The organism is Arthrobacter sp. K41, from assembly GCF_059089645.1.
Map to the genome: position 1 here is coordinate 41,234 of NZ_JBNHEW010000010.1, position 16,194 is coordinate 57,427.

18 protein-coding genes are annotated in these 16,194 nt (G+C 62.2%); 11 read left to right on the forward strand and 7 right to left on the reverse strand.

The window, feature by feature from the left end; all coding sequences use genetic code 11:
- Positions 1–25 precede the first annotated feature (25 nt).
- The 3 genes from AC5RTE_RS16785 to AC5RTE_RS16795 all read left to right on the forward strand — a co-directional run bounded on the left by AC5RTE_RS16785 (position 26) and on the right by AC5RTE_RS16795 (position 2,022).
- Complete coding sequence (locus AC5RTE_RS16785) at positions 26–1,138, forward strand: alcohol dehydrogenase catalytic domain-containing protein (RefSeq protein ID WP_494042512.1); 1,113 nt, start codon at positions 26–28, stop codon at positions 1,136–1,138.
- Positions 1,139–1,182: 44 nt separating this feature from the next.
- Positions 1,183–1,713 (forward strand): cupin domain-containing protein, encoded by a 531-nt coding sequence (locus AC5RTE_RS16790; protein WP_494042513.1) that lies wholly within the window; start codon positions 1,183–1,185, stop codon positions 1,711–1,713.
- Positions 1,714–1,884: 171 nt separating this feature from the next.
- Positions 1,885–2,022 (forward strand): hypothetical protein, encoded by a 138-nt coding sequence (locus tag AC5RTE_RS16795; protein ID WP_494042514.1) that lies wholly within the window; start codon positions 1,885–1,887, stop codon positions 2,020–2,022.
- A gap of 99 nt (positions 2,023–2,121) precedes the next feature.
- On the opposite strand, the gene AC5RTE_RS16800 is transcribed toward AC5RTE_RS16795, so the two are convergent.
- Positions 2,122–2,310, reverse strand: coding sequence for a hypothetical protein (locus AC5RTE_RS16800; RefSeq protein ID WP_494042515.1), 189 nt, complete (start codon positions 2,308–2,310; stop codon positions 2,122–2,124).
- A gap of 161 nt (positions 2,311–2,471) precedes the next feature.
- Here AC5RTE_RS16800 and AC5RTE_RS16805 point away from each other — a divergent pair, with 161 nt between their 5' ends.
- From AC5RTE_RS16805 to AC5RTE_RS16830, 6 genes are all read left to right on the forward strand, one after another.
- The gene (locus AC5RTE_RS16805; protein WP_494042516.1) at positions 2,472–3,854 is read left to right on the forward strand and encodes an MFS transporter; all 1,383 of its coding nucleotides are present in this window, start codon (positions 2,472–2,474) and stop codon (positions 3,852–3,854) included.
- Positions 3,851–4,021, forward strand: a complete 171-nt coding sequence (locus AC5RTE_RS16810; protein WP_494042517.1) for a hypothetical protein — start codon at positions 3,851–3,853, stop codon at positions 4,019–4,021. The genes AC5RTE_RS16805 and AC5RTE_RS16810 overlap by 4 nt, the downstream gene beginning before the upstream one ends.
- The gene (locus AC5RTE_RS16815) at positions 4,018–5,250 is read left to right on the forward strand and encodes a thiolase family protein (RefSeq protein ID WP_494042518.1); all 1,233 of its coding nucleotides are present in this window, start codon (positions 4,018–4,020) and stop codon (positions 5,248–5,250) included. Before AC5RTE_RS16810 ends, AC5RTE_RS16815 begins: the two co-directional genes overlap by 4 nt.
- A gap of 3 nt (positions 5,251–5,253) precedes the next feature.
- Entirely contained in the window at positions 5,254–5,952 is a 699-nt protein-coding gene (locus AC5RTE_RS16820) for a 3-oxoacid CoA-transferase subunit A (protein WP_494042519.1), read from the forward strand.
- A 1-nt stretch (position 5,953) separates the two neighbouring features.
- Entirely contained in the window at positions 5,954–6,616 is a 663-nt protein-coding gene (locus tag AC5RTE_RS16825) for a 3-oxoacid CoA-transferase subunit B (RefSeq protein WP_494042520.1), read from the forward strand.
- 91 nt (positions 6,617–6,707) lie between these two features.
- Positions 6,708–7,907, forward strand: a complete 1,200-nt coding sequence (locus AC5RTE_RS16830) for an NAD(P)-dependent malic enzyme (RefSeq protein ID WP_494042521.1) — start codon at positions 6,708–6,710, stop codon at positions 7,905–7,907.
- 687 nt (positions 7,908–8,594) lie between these two features.
- On the opposite strand, the gene AC5RTE_RS16835 is transcribed toward AC5RTE_RS16830, so the two are convergent.
- From AC5RTE_RS16835 to AC5RTE_RS16850, 4 genes are all read right to left on the reverse strand, one after another.
- Positions 8,595–9,359, reverse strand: coding sequence for a DUF1275 family protein (locus AC5RTE_RS16835; protein ID WP_494042522.1), 765 nt, complete (start codon positions 9,357–9,359; stop codon positions 8,595–8,597).
- A 277-nt stretch (positions 9,360–9,636) separates the two neighbouring features.
- A complete protein-coding gene (locus AC5RTE_RS16840; protein WP_494042523.1) occupies positions 9,637–10,209 on the reverse strand; it encodes a flavin reductase family protein in 573 nt (190 codons plus the stop codon).
- A 2-nt stretch (positions 10,210–10,211) separates the two neighbouring features.
- Positions 10,212–11,258 carry a methionine synthase gene (locus tag AC5RTE_RS16845; protein WP_494042524.1) on the reverse strand — a complete coding sequence of 349 codons (1,047 nt, stop codon included), beginning with the start codon at positions 11,256–11,258 and terminating at the stop codon, positions 10,212–10,214.
- Between the two features lie 20 nt (positions 11,259–11,278).
- The gene (locus AC5RTE_RS16850) at positions 11,279–12,271 is read right to left on the reverse strand and encodes a DUF1852 domain-containing protein (protein WP_494042525.1); all 993 of its coding nucleotides are present in this window, start codon (positions 12,269–12,271) and stop codon (positions 11,279–11,281) included.
- 119 nt (positions 12,272–12,390) lie between these two features.
- Here AC5RTE_RS16850 and AC5RTE_RS16855 point away from each other — a divergent pair, with 119 nt between their 5' ends.
- Together AC5RTE_RS16855 and AC5RTE_RS16860 are read left to right on the forward strand one after the other, a co-directional pair.
- A complete protein-coding gene (locus tag AC5RTE_RS16855) occupies positions 12,391–13,332 on the forward strand; it encodes a LysR family transcriptional regulator (protein ID WP_494042526.1) in 942 nt (313 codons plus the stop codon).
- A gap of 478 nt (positions 13,333–13,810) precedes the next feature.
- Positions 13,811–14,803: a transposase gene (locus AC5RTE_RS16860; protein ID WP_494042527.1), complete on the forward strand. Its 993-nt coding sequence runs from the start codon at positions 13,811–13,813 to the stop codon at positions 14,801–14,803.
- Here AC5RTE_RS16860 and AC5RTE_RS16865 read toward each other — a convergent pair.
- A complete protein-coding gene (locus AC5RTE_RS16865) occupies positions 14,774–15,055 on the reverse strand; it encodes a winged helix-turn-helix transcriptional regulator (protein WP_493969088.1) in 282 nt (93 codons plus the stop codon). The genes AC5RTE_RS16860 and AC5RTE_RS16865 overlap by 30 nt on opposite strands.
- Entirely contained in the window at positions 15,052–15,456 is a 405-nt protein-coding gene (locus AC5RTE_RS16870) for a VOC family protein (protein WP_494042528.1), read from the reverse strand. Before AC5RTE_RS16870 ends, AC5RTE_RS16865 begins: the two co-directional genes overlap by 4 nt.
- Between the last annotated feature and the right edge of the window lie 738 nt (positions 15,457–16,194).

The following is a 16,194-nucleotide window of genomic DNA, read 5'->3' on the forward strand; positions in this document are numbered from 1 at the left end:
TGACTTACCGACACAAAGGAGTGACATGAGCACGACCATGAGGGCTGCGCGACTGCACAAGGTCGCAACACCGTTCAGCATTGACACGATTCCTGTCCCGCAACCGACCGGCAGTGATGTGCTCGTTCGAGTGCGCGCATGCGGCGTTGTGCCTAACCTGAAGAACGTCACCCACCACTACTCCGAGTGGTTCCCCTTCCTTCCCCTTCCTGAACTGCCTGCGATCTTTGGTCTGGATCCGACGGGGGTGGTCGAGGCGATCGGACCCCATGTGACCGGACTTGAAGTCGGGCAGCGGGTGTACGTCAATCCTGCCCGCGGCTGCGGTTCCTGTGCGCAGTGCAGCGCCGGCAACCTGGTCGAATGTGCCGCGTTCACCTTCGGGGGGTACTTCGGCTTTGGGCCCGGGTCACAAGACGTGTTCCAGCGTTACCCTTCAGGCGGTTTCGCCGAATACATGATCGCCCCGGTTCACAGCATCGTCCGTCTCCCCGATGAGGTCAGCCACGAGGACGCGAGCCACTTCGGCTATCTTGGCACCAGCTATGGAGCCTTGCGCCGCGGGCAAGCCAGTTGTGCCACGACAGTGCTCGTCAACGGAGCCACCGGAACCCTTGGCGTCGGTGCCGTGCTCTGTGCGCTGGCCATGGGGGTCCCGAAAATTCTAGCCGTCGCACGAAACCGCGAACTGCTCGAGCGCCTCCGAGCATTGGACCCTCGACGGATTGTTATCCACTCCACGCTGGACGGCCCCTGCACTCAGTGGGCAAAGGACCAAACCAACGGCACTGGCCCGAAGGTGATGATTGAGGCGCTCGGGCCGGGCACGCCTCCTTCGGTGACGTTGGAGGCATTCAACTCCGTTGCCCGCGGAGGACGCATCGTAACCATTGGTGGCATGGACAAGACCATCGACCTCGACCCGATCTGGCTCATGTGCAGCCAGATCAGCTACCTTGGCAGCGCCTGGTTCAGTACCGCGGAGGGTGAGGAGATGGCAAGTATGATCGCGGCGGGGACCCTCGATCTCAGTACCTACGAACACCGCCGGTTTGACCTGGAACACGTCAACGACGCCGTCGAGGCCGCGCGGGACCGTGACCAGGGCGGGTTCACGAACGTCGTCGTCACCATCTAGTAAGCATTGCCACCCAACTGCCCCACAACAAGGAAAGGTGCGACATGAGCAAGCGAGTCGTCGTCGTCAATGGAGAAGACGGAAAGTCCGGCATCAACCCCGATTATGACCAGCCCAGAGCTTACTCCTTCCAGCACACACCCGGATTTGAGACATCCGTACTTTGGGGAACAACCCACGGAGGTAAGATCCCCAAGAAGGGAGAAGATGCCGCGCTGACGACCATCTCAACGCATCCTGACCCCGGCGGAACGGTGTTCATGCTGCTGACGCTGCCGCCGGACTCTGTGTACTTCTCTGCGGAGTACGATCCGGTCCTCGCCGGCCAAGAGTTCGCCAAGCACGCGGTAGGTATCGCCGAACGCATGGAGCCGGATGCGCCGGGATTCCACCGCACGCAAACGGTCGACTATGTTTGGGTCGTCAAGGGGCAGGTTGTACTTGAGACAGACACCGGCGAGGTGACATTGGAGGAGAACGACGTCGTGGTGCAGAACGGCACCAGGCACGCCTGGCGGAACCGCACGGACAGCCCTGCAACCCTGGGTGTCGTCCTTGTGGGGATTGACGCCTAAGGCGCTGCCAGGGTCGCCCTGCACAGCATCGACACGGAATCGGCGCTGGCAGGGCGAGACGTGCGTCACGATACGCGCGCGCTCGGCTATTGCCCTTCGCTGATGAACTGGTCCCAAGAACAAGTTGGACCGGCTAAATAAGATCCTAAACCGCAAGGATCTGGGCACGGCATGACAAGGGAAGGCCTGCGAGGTGCGGACATCGCCGGTGCCAGCGCCTCTGTGGCGGCCTCCATCGGGCTGGTAATGCCGGCCTGGGTGCGCCCGCAATTTCTCGTCTCATTGCGGCTGGCGTCCCGCCCAGTCTGACCCAACGATGCGAGCCCAACGCTCCCGCTGATACGTTCACCGTGACGCCGCCGCAACGCTTGCTTAACAGCGCCCAAGTTTTCGCGGGAGAGACGCCCCTTATTTGCATTCACCCAGCAAGATGTCCCAGCCTTCGCCGTAACTGAAAGGCTGCCAGTTATAGCCCTCCGTGAAGTTCGCCAGGCCGGGACGGCAGCAGTGGTTGACGCCGCTTTTGCCGTCCCGGATTACAGCCACGCCGGTGCCGTCGTGGACGTCCTGGCCGCCGGTCGGTGCGTTAAACGCCATGGGCGGATGACAAAACCAGAATTTGCTCAATTGGGCCGGCACAGCGGCTGAGAAATTACAGGACCGATGAGTTCCAGCCCATACCGCATGGGCCGGACTCGGTCTGCGAAGCGCATAACCTCATTCCGAACAACTAAGTTCTAAGGAAATTAGGAGCCATCATGGGCACAGTTCCCAGCATTTCCCGCCCCGCAACCCTCACTCCGCGTGATCGCCGGAACGCGGTAATTGCCGCCACGGCCGGCACAGCAATCGAGTACTTCGATTGGATGGTCTACGCCACCTTTGCGGTGTACTTCGCCCCTCAGATGTTCAACGCCAACGACACCACCTCCGCCCTTCTGCAATCAGCGGCCGTGTTCGGCGTCGGTTACTTGGTGCGTCCGCTCGGAGCCCTGTTCTTTGGCAAAATCGGTGATCGCTACGGCCGTAAGCCGGCCCTAACCATCTCTGTGGCACTTATCACCGTCGGTACCCTGCTGCTGGCCGTAACTCCCACATATGCTCAGGTCGGGGTGCTCGCGTCAGTCATCCTTCTAATTGCCCGCGTGCTCCAAGGACTGGCCTACGGCGGTGAGTTTGGCACGGTAGCGGCAACACTGCGTGAAATAGCGCCGCCCGGGCGGCGCGGGCGCTTCTCGAGCATCTTCATCATCGCCTCCCTCGGAGGACAGATCAGCGGGTTCTTGCTGCTCCTGCTACTGCAGAACCTTCTCAGCCCAGCTCAGATGGCAGAGTACGGCTGGCGCATCCCCTTCTGCATTGGATTGATCGGGGCCGTGGTTGTCTTGTACCTGCGGCGACGGATGGTTGAGTCACCCGTTTTCGTCCACGCAGCACAACGCGCCGCAGAAAGCCCCGAAACGCACAGGCCCGGCGGCCTTCGGGAACTATTCGGTAAGGCCCACCGAACCTCTGTCTTGCTGGTTTTCTCCACAGTGGCACTGACCGTCCCCACGATGCTCACCTTCACCACGTACGCACAAAAGTACGGAATCAACTCGCTTGGCATCGATCCCCGCCAGGTCTCTTACGCGATGCTGTTTGTTTTAACTGTCTTCGCGACGTCCTCCTTTTTCTGGGGGGCCCTGGGTGACCGAGTCGGGCCGTCCACCCTCTACTGCGCAGGGATAGCAGGCACTGTTCTCTTTATCCTGCCCGCCTACCTGCTGATGTCGAACACGGGCACGGCCATATCCGTCGCAGTCGGAGCAGCGGCTGTCATTCTGTTTGTCGGAATGCACGGGGCGGTCCAACAGACGGTTTTCTCCGGCGTCTTCCCGCCCCACCTGCGTGTCCTGGGCGTTGGCTTGTCCCACTCCATTGCACTCGCACTGTTCGGCGGTACGACAGAGCTGGTCGCCCTGTCATTCAAGGCAGCCGGGCTTGAGTCCTCGTTTTTCTGGCTCCTTACCTTTATGTCTGTAGGGGGGTTCCTCACCGCTCTCGCATTGCGGCGTCGCTCCATGGCCGTCGACAGCTTCAAGGACAACCTCCCAATGGTGGACGCTGAAGACGCCTCAGTCGTAAAAAACGCTCCGTGAGCAAAATTGCCGTAACCCCAGCGTCACGCCAGCGTTGGCTAAGGCCCGACCAGTTCCAAATGATCCTTAGTGGCGACGCTGCCTGGGACCTCGAGGACGGGGCCTTCAAGACAGCACAGCAGATGTTCCATGAAATGGATAACACCGGAATGGACACAACCACATGAATCAGGCTTTTGTGTACGACGCCGTGCGCACCCCGTTCGGCAAGTTCGGCTCCGGCCTCGCCGCCGTCCGCCCGGATGACCTGGCCGCGCACGTCATCAAGGAATCCGTGAAGCGCGCCCCCGCCCTTGACCCCGACCGGATCGACGAGGTGGTGTTCGGCAACGCCAACGGCGCAGGTGAAGAGAACCGCAACATCGCCCGAATGGGCACCCTGCTGGCCGGTTTGCCGGTGTCCATTCCCGGCACCACCGTGAACCGGCTCTGCGGCTCCTCGCTGGATGCGGCGATTATCGCCTCGCGGCAGATCAACGCAGGCGACGCTGATTTGGTGCTGGTGGGCGGCGCTGAGTCGATGTCCCGAGCCCCGTGGGTGCTGCCCAAGACGGAGAAGCCGTACCCGGCCGGGGACATGACTCTGGCTTCCACTACTTTGGGTTGGCGTCTGGTGAACAAGGCGATGCCGAAGGAGTGGACCATCTCCCTGGGTGAGGCCACCGAGCGTCTGCGCGAGAAGTACGGTGTCACCCGCGCGCAGCAGGACCAGTTCGCCGCGGAGTCGCACAACCTGTCCGCCGCCGCCTGGGACGAGGGGTTCTACGACAACCTCGTGGCCCCGGTGCCGGGCACGGACCTGGTGCGGGACGAGGGCATCCGTCCCGGTTCCACGCCTGAGAAGCTCGCCGCGTTGAAGACGGTGTTCCGTAACGAACCGGAAGGTGCCGAGGTGGGCGGCACGGTCACGGCCGGGAATGCGTCCCCACTGTCCGACGGCGCCTCCGCGGCCTGGATCGGCAGTGAAAGGGCCGCCGGGCTGCTGGGGCTGGAGCCGCTCGCCCGGATCGCGGGCCGCGGCGCGCACGGCAATGACCCCCAGTACTTCGGGTTTGCCCCGGTGGAAGCGGCGAACAAGGCCCTCGCGAAGGCGGGCATCGGCTGGGACCAAGTGGGCGCCGTCGAACTTAACGAAGCCTTTGCCGCGCAGTCCCTGGCCTGCATCAACGCCTGGGGCATCGACCCCACGATCGTAAACCGGCACGGCGGGGCCATTGCCATGGGCCACCCGCTCGGCGCTTCCGGAACCCGCATCCTGGGCACCCTCGCCCGGTCCCTGCAGGCCTCGGGCGAGCGGTGGGGTGTCGCGGCTATCTGCATCGGCGTCGGACAGGGCCTGGCCGTCGTCCTCGAAAACGTGACCGCCTCCTCCGGGAACAGCACAGGAAAGGCCTAAGCCATGTTGAACTTCGTAGACTCGGTCCAGGAGGCCGTGGCCGGGATCAAGGACGGCTCCACCGTGATGATCGGCGGGTTCGGCAACGCCGGGCAGCCGTTCGAACTGATCGATGCGTTGATGGACTGCGGCGCTTCCGGCCTGACCGTGGTGAACAACAATGCCGGGCAGGGCGACCAGGGCCTGGCGCTGCTGATCAAGGAAGGCCGGGTGAAGAAGATGATTTGTTCCTTCCCGCGGCAGTCCGACTCCTGGCACTTCGATGCCAAGTACAAGGCCGGGGAGATCGAGTTGGAACTGGTGCCGCAGGGCAACCTTGCCGAGCGGATCCGGGCTGCCGGGGCCGGGATCGGCGGGTTCTTCACCCCCACCGGCTACGGGACCATGCTGGCCGAGGGCAAGGAAACCCGCGTCATCGACGGCCGGGGCCAGGTGTTCGAGACCCCCATCCACGCCGACGTCGCCCTGATCAAGGCGCTCAAGGCCGACGGCAAGGGCAACCTCGTCTACCGCAAGACCGCCCGCAACTTCGGCCCGATCATGGCCGCTGCCGCTAAGCACACGGTGGTCCAGGTTTCGGAGATTGTGCCCACCGGTGGGCTGGACCCGGAAAACGTCGTCACTCCCGGAATCTACGTCAGCACCATCGTCCGCGTCCCCACGGCCGGCAACGCCGCCGGCACAACCGAGAAGGTGGCTTGAGATGAGCATTGCAACGTCCCTTCAAACCTCAACCACGCCGCTGGGCCGGGACGACCTCGCCCGGCTCGTGGCCAAGGACATCGCCCCGGGATCCTTTGTGAACCTCGGCATCGGCCAACCAACCCTGGTCTCCAACTACCTCACCGAGGACCAGAACATCACGCTCCACACGGAGAACGGGATGCTCGGCATGGGCCCCGAAGCCAAGGAGGACCTGATCGACGGCGACCTCATCAACGCCGGCAAGATCCCCGTCACCGAACTCCCGGGCGCCTCGTATTTCCACCACGCCGACTCGTTCGGGATGATGCGCGGCGGGCACCTGGACATCTGCGTGCTCGGCGCGTTCCAGGTCTCGGCCACCGGTGACCTCGCGAACTGGCATACCGGGGCACCCGGTGCCATTCCCGCCGTCGGCGGTGCCATGGACCTGGCCACCGGCGCCAAGGACGTCTTCGTGATGATGACCCTGCTCACGCGCGAAGGCGCCTCCAAGATCGTGGAAGCCTGCACCTACCCGCTCACCGGCGTCGGCTGCGTCACCCGCGTCTACACCGACAAGGCAGTGTTCCTCACCGGACCCGACGGCGTCACGGTCCGCGAAACCTTCGGCTACACCCTCAAAGAACTCCAGGAACTCCTCCCCGTCCCGCTCAATCACTAAGCAAGCCACAAACCCCTTCCATTACCCTTAGCCCGCCCGGGCTCGGGCCCCATGTGCCGTGCTTGCACGGCGAGCACCAGGAGACAACGACGTGTCCATTGACGCAATTGCAGCCACTGATATTTGCGCAGCCACCGCGCTGAGCGAAACCGAGATCTTCGACGCCCACCAGGGCGGCAAGCTCTCCATCACCAGCACGGTGCCGCTGTCCAACAAGCGCGACCTGTCCATCGCCTACACCCCCGGAGTGGCTGAAGTCAGCCGGGCCATCCACGCCAAGCCCGAACTCGCCCGCACCCTTACTTGGGCCGAGCGCCTGGTGGTCGTAGTAAGTGACGGCACCGCGGTCCTGGGTTTGGGCAACATCGGAGCCAGCGCCTCGCTGCCGGTTATGGAGGGCAAGTCCGCGCTGTTCAAGACCTTCGGCGACCTTGACTCCATTCCGCTGGTGCTCAACACCACGGACGTGGACGAAATCGTGGAAACCCTCGTCCGCCTGCGCCCCAGCTTCGGCGCAGTTAACCTCGAGGACATCTCGGCACCCCGCTGCTTCGAGCTGGAGGAAAAGCTCATCGAGGCCCTGGACTGCCCCGTGATGCACGATGACCAGCACGGCACCGCCGTTGTTGCCCTCGCCGCGCTGACCAACGCCGCCAAGGTCACCGGCCGTGCCCTCGAAGGCCTGCGGGTGGTGGTTTCCGGCGCGGGTGCCGCAGGCATCGCCGTCGCCGAAATCCTGTTGGCTGCGGGCATCACCGATGTCGTGCTGCTGGATTCAAGGGGTGTCATCAGCAGCGGCCGTGCGGACCTGGCCGCGGACACCACCAGTAAAAAGGCCGACGTCGCCGGCCGGAGCAACCCCCGCGGCGTCACGGGCGGACCGGCCGAGGCGTTGGCCGGCGCTGATGTTTTCATTGGCGTCTCCTCCTCGAAGCTGGACGAGGAGCACCTTGCCCTGATGAACCAGGACGCCATCGTGTTCGCCCTCTCCAACCCGGACCCCGAAGTGCTGCCCGAGGTCGCCGTAAAGTATGCCGCCGTGGTGGCCACCGGCCGCAGTGACTTCCCGAACCAGATCAACAACGTGCTGGCCTTCCCCGGCATCTTCCGCGGCGCCCTGGACGCGGGGGCCCGCCGCATCACCCCCGCCATGAAGCTCGCAGCCGCCTACGCCATCGCCAAACTCGCGGCGGAGGACCTGTCAGCGGACTACATCGTCCCCAGCCCGCTGGATCCACGGGTCGCCCCCGCTGTCACGGCCGCAGTTATCGCAGCGGTGGAAGAGAAGTAAGTTCCCCGTAGCCTCCCTCTGCGAGCTTGTCCCTCTAAGCTTTGCGGAGTCGACGAAACGCTGAGGGTGGACCATCCGACAGGCTCTCGGCGCTTCGGGCTGCGGCATATCGTCAGCGCCGGCAGGGGAGAGGTTTCACTCCACCTTGGCGTAGCGCAGGTACTGCGGCAACTTGATCACATCGTCTTCAAGGTCTAGATTCCAGCGCAACCGGAATTCCCGGCCAAACACCTCGACAGCTTGGCCTTCCTGCCATGGTCTCTTCTGTGCCTGTTCAAGACGCCAGAAGCCAGTGGGCTTTCGATCGTGCCAGGGTCACTTTCTTACTACTCCCCACCTATTTCAAATGCTGATAACGGATATTCCGTCAGCTTGGCGAGGCTCCGACAAGCTGCACTGGGTAACTCTGTTCCGTCCATATATGGGGTGAATTCGGGTTATCCACGGCTGGATATTGGGAGCCCCTGGATTAGCTCCCGGAGCGGCAGTAGTGGTGGGTAACCCATGAGAATTGTCCCCGGCTGTGGGCGGCGGCGGTACCCAGCCTCTCAGCGCACTCGGGATGGAAGTCCCTTATATATGGGCCTAACAAGGGGCCCCTGTGTCAGGTTGGGGTGTGCTCTAAGCGGAGGATATTCCGCCGGTCTGCCAGGTTTTACCCGTTCTTTGCCTCTTCGGCGCCTCGGCTCAGGTAGATAGACGGAAACGATGAATCCGGGCTCCCCATTGCCCCAGCAATGCCACAACAACTATCAGGGCTCCGGAAACGATCAAAGCAGGGCCGGCTCCGGCGCCGGCAAGCAGCGCGCCAAGAGCCGCACCAAGAAGAAGCACAACAATCGCAGCACTTCTCCTGTTCAGCAATCCCTTGTGCCCCCTTACGAGGAAAAGCTCACCCGACAACGCGGTTAGGGTGGAGGTGACGACCACGGTTGTCATTTCCCGGACCGCGAGCTTTCGGGCTACACAGGCCTGAATTCCCATAGCAGCTGCCGCCAATGAAGAGATGATCACTCGGACATCGGTGGAAAGGCTATTACCGACCAGGGAGGCTAGGGCCCCGACGGAGCAAAGAAGGAGCCCTGCGACAAGCAGCAGCACCGTGATTGGCAGGCGCCATTCCGCAGATCGTTTTCTCAGTACCAGCCCGGTCACCGCGGCGCCGATTGAGAAACACACCATCGCTGTCAGAGGACCTAGCACTGGAAGGCCATCTGCTCCCGCCATGGCCATGCCCAGTATCACCACGTTCCCCGTCATGTTTCCGATGAAGACGTGGTCAAGGGCGAGATAACCGACTGCATCGACAATCCCAGTCCCAAAAGTCAGGACCATTAGTAGCCCAAGCAACTGCACATTCCAGCGCTTCTCGACCAGGACCTGTGCTTCGTCTGCTTGATTACCAAGTCCGGCACTGAGTGCGGCAGCTGGGGTATATGGGGATGTAGTCATTTTTGAATCTCCTGATGATTCTGAAGAGCTGCAGCCTGGCGGGAGGTGTGACCGTCGTTAATTGTCCAAAGAACTCTGGACAATTACGCCGTAATAAAGCTTTCGGTGGGAGCTTCTCGAGGGCGAACCGAAGCGTCGCATGCGTGTAGAACAGGGTTGCATCCGAGCCATTCAGGAAGTCCATGGACGCTCCGATGTTGACGAGGACGACGGCGGGAGTTGCGCTCCCGCCGTCGTGAACCGTTCGGCTTGCTGCCTGGCGTTTTTGGCGCGGCGCTCAGCCTTCAAGCTTGGAATCTTCGCCCAGACGGTGCCATGAACGGTTGTGGTAGACCAGAGCGTCGCCGGGTTCGCCCGCTTGGACGTCACGCATCACGCGGGACTCCAGGGCGTGAACGGCGATGATTGTGGAGGTCCCCATCTCCATGCGATTGATGACGGCGCAGCGCAACCAAGCGCGGACATCGTCATACACCGCTTCGCCGGTTGCAAGGGCCGACCAGCGGTGCGTCTGGTCAAAGCGGTCGGCGCCGGGGGTCGCTCCAAACTTCGCCAGGTGGACGTCGTGCGCGTCCAGCAGGTGCACGACGACGGTTTCGGCGCGCGAAAGCACCTCGGACGCAGAGGACAGTGCCGACACCGAGAAAATCAGCAACGGAGGTTCCGCACTCACTGACACGACCGACGATACCGTCAGTGCCACCGGTCCTTCGCCGGCATCAGCCGTGATGACGGCGACTCCTCCTGGGTGGCCACGGAACAGTGCTTTGAATTCGTCGGCCGAGAGGGAGGGCGGGAAGCTTTGCTTCGGAGCTTCGAGCCAAGTGTCTGCGGGGTAGGCGTGAAACATCGTTATGACACCCTGGGTGTAGAGCGGTCGAGTTCCTCGCGAATGATGTTCGTCCCTGCGCTGAGAGCACTCAGCTTGGCCAGTGCGACGTCCCGGGGGAACGGTGCCATGCCGCAGTTAGAGCTGGGGATGAGCTTGTCCGCATCAACGAACTGCAGGGCCTTGCGGAGGGTGTTGGCGACGTCCTCCGGGGTCTCGATGGTCTCGCTTGCGACGTCGATTGCCCCGAGCATGACTTTCTTGCCGCGGAGGAGCTCGATGAGGTCCATGGGCACGTGGGATTTCTGGCATTCCAGCGAGATGATGTCGATGCTGGAGCTCTGCAGCAGCGGGAACGATTCCTCGTACTGCCGCCACTGTGAGCCGAGCGTCGCCTTCCAGTCAGTATTCGCCTTGATCCCGTAGCCGTAGCAGATATGCACGGCGGTCTCCGCACGCAGCCCTTCTGCCGCTCTCTCAAGCGCAGCCACGCCCCAGTCCTTGACCTCATCGAGGAAGACGTTGAACGCGGGCTCGTCGAACTGGATGATGTCCACGCCGGCCGCCTCCAGTTCCTTTGCCTCCTGGTTCAGGATCGCAGCGAACTCCCAGGCCAGCTTCTCGCGACTCTTGTAGTGGTCATCGTAGAGCGTGTCCACCATGGTCATTGGACCGGGAAGAGTCCATTTGATCGGCTGGTCGGTGGTTGCGCGGAGGAACTCAGCGTCTCCGACGAATACCGGCCGCTCGCGGCGCACCGCTCCGACGACGGTGGGCACGCTCGCGTCGTAGCGGTCGCGGATGCGCACGGTCTTGCGCTGTTCAAAGTCGACCCCGCTGAGATGCTCGATGAAGGTCGTGACGAAATGCTGGCGGGTCTGCTCGCCGTCGCTGACGATGTCGATGCCGCGTCGGCTCTGCTCGTGGATGGCAATGCGCAGCGCATCCTGCTTGCCCTCCAGCAGCGCATCTCCCTCCAGCTTCCACGGGGACCAAAGAGTCTCCGGCTGTGCGAGCCACGATGGTTTCGGCAGGCTTCCGACAACGGTGGTGGGCAAAAGTGTGTTCATGATTGACGATTCTCCGTGGGTCAATTTGCGAGAGCGGGGTATTTGGCGGTCCACTGGTCCAATAGATCCTTGTGGGGCGTGATGAAGTGCTCCTCCGTGTACTTCGCCTGCGTGATCGCGAGCTGACTGCGCTCGACGCGGTCGTAAGCGATCTGGGTCCGCGAGTAATCCTGCTCTCCCAGGCTCGGCTGGTAGACGGGGCCGGCGGCGGAGTTCGCGTTGTAGATCTCCGGGCGGTAGATCTTCTGGAACGTCTCCATGGTGCTGATCGTGCCGATGAGCTGCAGGTTGGAGTAGTCGTTGAGCAGGTCGCCGCGGAAATAGAAGGCTAGCGGCGCAACGCTGCCGCGTGGCATGAAGTAGCGAACCTGCAGCCCCATCTTTCCGAAGTACGCGTCCGTCAGCGAGAACTCGTCCTGCTGGTACTCGACGCCCAGGACCGGGTGACGGTTCCCCGTTCGCCGGTACGTCTTGGTTGTGGAGACGCTGATGCACACCACTGGCGGCTGCGGGAAGCGTTCCTGGCATGCCGGGGAATCGAGGAAGTGCTGGAACAGTTTGCCGTGAAGATCGCCGAAGTCCTCGGGAACGGTGGGCTTGCCTGAGTCTCCTGCTGCCGCTGGCAGTACGACGCTGAAGTCGAAGTCACGGACGTAGGAGGAGAAGTTGTTCCCGACGATCCCGTGGTGGCGGACCCCGTTCAGCTGGTCGACGATCTGGATGTCGAGAACCTCGAACAGCGGGAAATGCTGATCCGTGCCTTCCGCAGTGAACTGTATCTGCACGGAGACTATCTCAAGCTCGAGCGTGTAACGGTCCCGGTCTGGGTTGTCCCAGCCTGCGAGATCGTTGAAGCGCCGCCGCATCATGGCCAAGGCGTTGCGGAGGTTCTCCTGGCGGTGCTCGCCCCGTGCCAGGTTGGCGAAATTCGTCGTGACCCGGGAGCCTTCCGACGGGGAGTAGTCCTCGTTGAAGGGGGTAGTGGTGATGCTGAAGGTGAAGTTGTCTGCCATGCGCTGCCAATCCGTTGATGGGCCGGACACGGCCTTTCAGAAGGGGATGTATCCATGTTGCAGCCTTCCAGGGATATCGAGTAACTAGGGGTTTCTATGCACTGATATAGAATTTTCCTATGCCCCAGCTTTCGAGCGGACTTACCCTGCAGCAGCTCCGCTACTTCATAGAAGTTGCAGCTGAGGGGTCGATCTCCGCGGCTGCCGATCTTCTCTACGTAGCGCAGCCGACAATGTCCGCAGCGATGAAGGACCTTGAGGCCCGGGTGGGCCGTGCGCTCCTGGTTCGCTCCGCCCGCGGGGTCACCCTCACCGCCGACGGGGTCGAGTTCCTCGGCTATGCGAGGCAGGTCGTCGAGCAGTTCGCTCTCCTCGAGCAGCGCTACCTTGGTAGGCCACCGACGCGACGTCTGCTCGGGGTGTCAACGCAGCACTACTCGTTCGCGGTGGACGCCTTCGTCCGGATGGTCAAGGCCACTGAGGTGGCCGAATACGAGTTCTCGCTGCGTGAGTCCCGCACCTGGGACATCATCGAGGACGTGCGGACGCTCCGCAGCGAAATAGGCATTCTCTACCGGAACGATTTCAACCGGAAGATCATCGACAAGCTACTCCGGGAATCCGGGCTCGCGTTCACTCCGCTTTTCCTCGCCAAACCGCACATTTTCATTTCACGGAACAACCCGCTCGCCTCAAAAGAGCGTGCGACTCTCGCCGATCTCGCCGGCTTGCCGCGGCTAACCTTCGATCAAGGTGCGAACAACTCTTTTTACTTCGCCGAGGAGATTCTCTCCACCTTGTCCAGTAAGCAGGAGATCCGGGTCTCTGACCGTGCCACGATCTTCAACCTCATGATCGGGCTCCACGGCTACACGATCTCGACAGGCATCATCAGCGGGCAGCTCGACCCGGAGATCGTCGCCATCCCGCTCGACGTCGACGAACGCATCGAGATCGGCTGGATCGGCCACGCCGCGATTCCACTTACCGACCAAGCGCAGCGCTACCTCAGGGAATTGCGGGCCGTCGTCGCTGAGTTCGGCGTAGCGCTGCTTGACTGACTGCAGTTGAGCGGGCGGTCTTTACTCCTTCGGTGATCGGACGTGTTTGTTGCAGCCGAGCGGGTTGCTGGTATTGCTGTATCGGCCGAGTTATGACTGCGTTTGCTCAACTGCGCAAACACTAAAAGACTGACTGGGACGGTCCTCTACTTCTACTCGCCCCCTTTAACGCCTGTGAATCTTTACGTGGCTGGTCTGGGACTAGCTGGCAGTGTTGATGCCGGTCGTTCTGCCCGGCGCGTGACTCGAAAAAACAATTGCCCTTGAGGGTGCGTTTCCCCCGATTTGTCCGCGCTCGGTGGAGCGGTCGGCGTTGATCTTTCCCACGTCGGTGGCTTGATTAGAAGCTTGCCCAGCCTCTGAGGTTGTGGCTCATCACAGTTTTGCCTCGAAGTGACTCTTCTCAGGTCCGGCGCCGGTCGTGCTGCGACTTGTCTTGTCCATTCGAAAGAAAGGAGGGTGGCCGCGTTGACTATCGTTGCGCAGACCCGCCCGTTCGTGGGCTGTTGAGGGTATCGGCTCGTATGGAGCCCGTCTGACCAGGGCAATAACCGACGCCGGTGACAACGTCGCCGAAGCTCCACGTATGAACGCCCGAGGCCGTCGAGGGCTGGGCAAATCGGACCCATTGGACGCCACAGCCATCGGAGCCGCTGTCCTGGGCTTGGAGGAGTCCCAACTACGGGTTCCGCGACGGGATGAAGGAACCCGTGCCGGGCTCAGGATCCTGAGTGCAGCCCGGGATCAACTGACGCGGGAACGAACAATGAATGTCAATGCACTTATTGCCCTCCTCCGGGCACATGATCTTGGAATCGATGCCCGTAAACCTCTGGTCCCCGCCCAGATCAACACGATCACCAGATGGCGGGAAAGGCAGGAGCAGATGGAACTAGCGATTGCGCGGGAGGAAGCGATTCGGTTGGCGCGCCGCGTTCTCGAAGTGACCACTCAGCTGGCTGCTAATCAGAAACGCATGACTGAGCTGATACAGCAAAGTCCCGCCGCCCCGCTGCTGGAGATGGTGGGCGCCGGGGCCGTTTCAGTCGCTGCCGTCCTGACAGCTTGGTCGCATCCAGGAAGGGTTCGCAGCGTAGCTGCCTTCGTGTCACTGGCAGGGGTGAATCCCCTGCCGGCCTCAAGTGGTAACACTGTCCGGCACAGGCTCAACAGAGGCGGTGACAGGCGACTCAATCGTGCCCTGCACATCATCACCATGACGAGAATGATCCACCATCCCGAAACGCGGGAGTACGTTGCCAAACGCACTCAAGAAGGCCGTGGCTACCGGGAAATTCGAAGATCCCTCAAGCGCTACCTTGCCCGAATCCTCTCCCGTCAGCTCAACACCCTTTACGCCTCTATAGATCCAGCCCACCAAAATGTTGCAGGGGCAGAGCCCAGCCAACTCGTCGGAGCGTATCGCGATTCCGCGCCACGCCTAGGCCTCATCGCTGCCCCAGCGTCCTAGCGCGATGATCGCCTCACGCAAGGCGAGCCCGCGATCGGTCAGCGCGTAGGCCCGGGTGTTGTGCCGGAGGGGCAGGCGGGACAGTACACCGGCGGTCTCAAGCTCGCGCAGGCGGGTCGCGAGTATGTTCGTCGGCACTCCGAGGTCGCGCTGCAGGTCGCCGTAGCGCTGCGGCCCGTTGAGCAGCCGCTCCACGATGAGCAAGGCCCACCGCGCTCCAACGATATCGAGGGCCGCGGCGAGATCGCTCACTCGGTCGGATCGTCGTCCGGCTTCATCCAAAACGGCGAGTAGTGGTAGCCGTCGGGGTCGTCGAACTGGCGCTGGTACATGAAGGGGTAATCGTCGGTATCACCGATCCGCCCGCCGGCGGCACCGGCGCGTTCGACGAGCTCGTCGACCGCCTGACGGCTGCCGAGGTCGAATGAGACCGTGACCTTCGAGGGGGTGTCGGGTCCGCCGACGAGCTCCTCGGCGCCGCCGACGCTCGCATACATTTCGCGGCTGCCGAGCATGACGTACTGCTCGGGCGCGATCGCGAAGCATGACACGTTGTGATCGGACATTTCCGGGTTGAGGGTCCAGCCGAGGGCGGTATAGAAGGCTGTCGAGCGCTGAACGCTCTCGACCGGGCAGGTGATGAAAAGGCTCATGCGGCTCATACTTGCAAAATGCAAGTGCGACGTCAAGATCTAGTTAATTGGCTCGTATCCCTAGGGATTTGAGACGCCTGAGTATGAGACACGTCGCCTCGGCCAGTAGAAGGTTTTAAGTGCCCGTAAGGGGATACTTCACCGGGCACTGGTTCTTTATTTTGGCTCGCTAGAGCGGCCGACCATAGGGATAGTCCACCCATAGCCCGGTGCCTTCTTCTGGGCAGGCCAGGTCCGCGCCGTTCCGCGTGGACCAGTAGTCCGCGGGGAAGCGGGATCCTTGAAGCACGGCGTTCAAATCGACGCCGTGCTCCTCGCGTCCGTCGGCGAATCGCGCGTCATACCGAATGCTGCGGTAACGACTCTTCAACCAGCGACGCCTCCGCCATGAGGCCGCGGCTCGGACGGCAACCGGCATTTGTGAACTCATTCCTACATCCTCCCTTGCCGCTCGCCCTCATGTTGTGATCAGCGCACGAAGGCGCAATCGAGATGTGCCCGTTAGCCGGTCGACTTACGGACACTAATGCAGGACGCTCTCACGGCATCTCAAAAGTGAGTCGAGTTTGACGTCGATCTTGAGGCCCAGCATTCTCTCACCGTTCAACGAGCACCGTGGGTTCGCGGTCGAATGGCAGTCATGGTCAGTCGCTTGAACGGCTTCCGCGCATCAAAACGCAACCTCACTGCGGATATACTCGCGTCACCGGTCCGGGTATAGCAAAGGGCCGCTCGTCA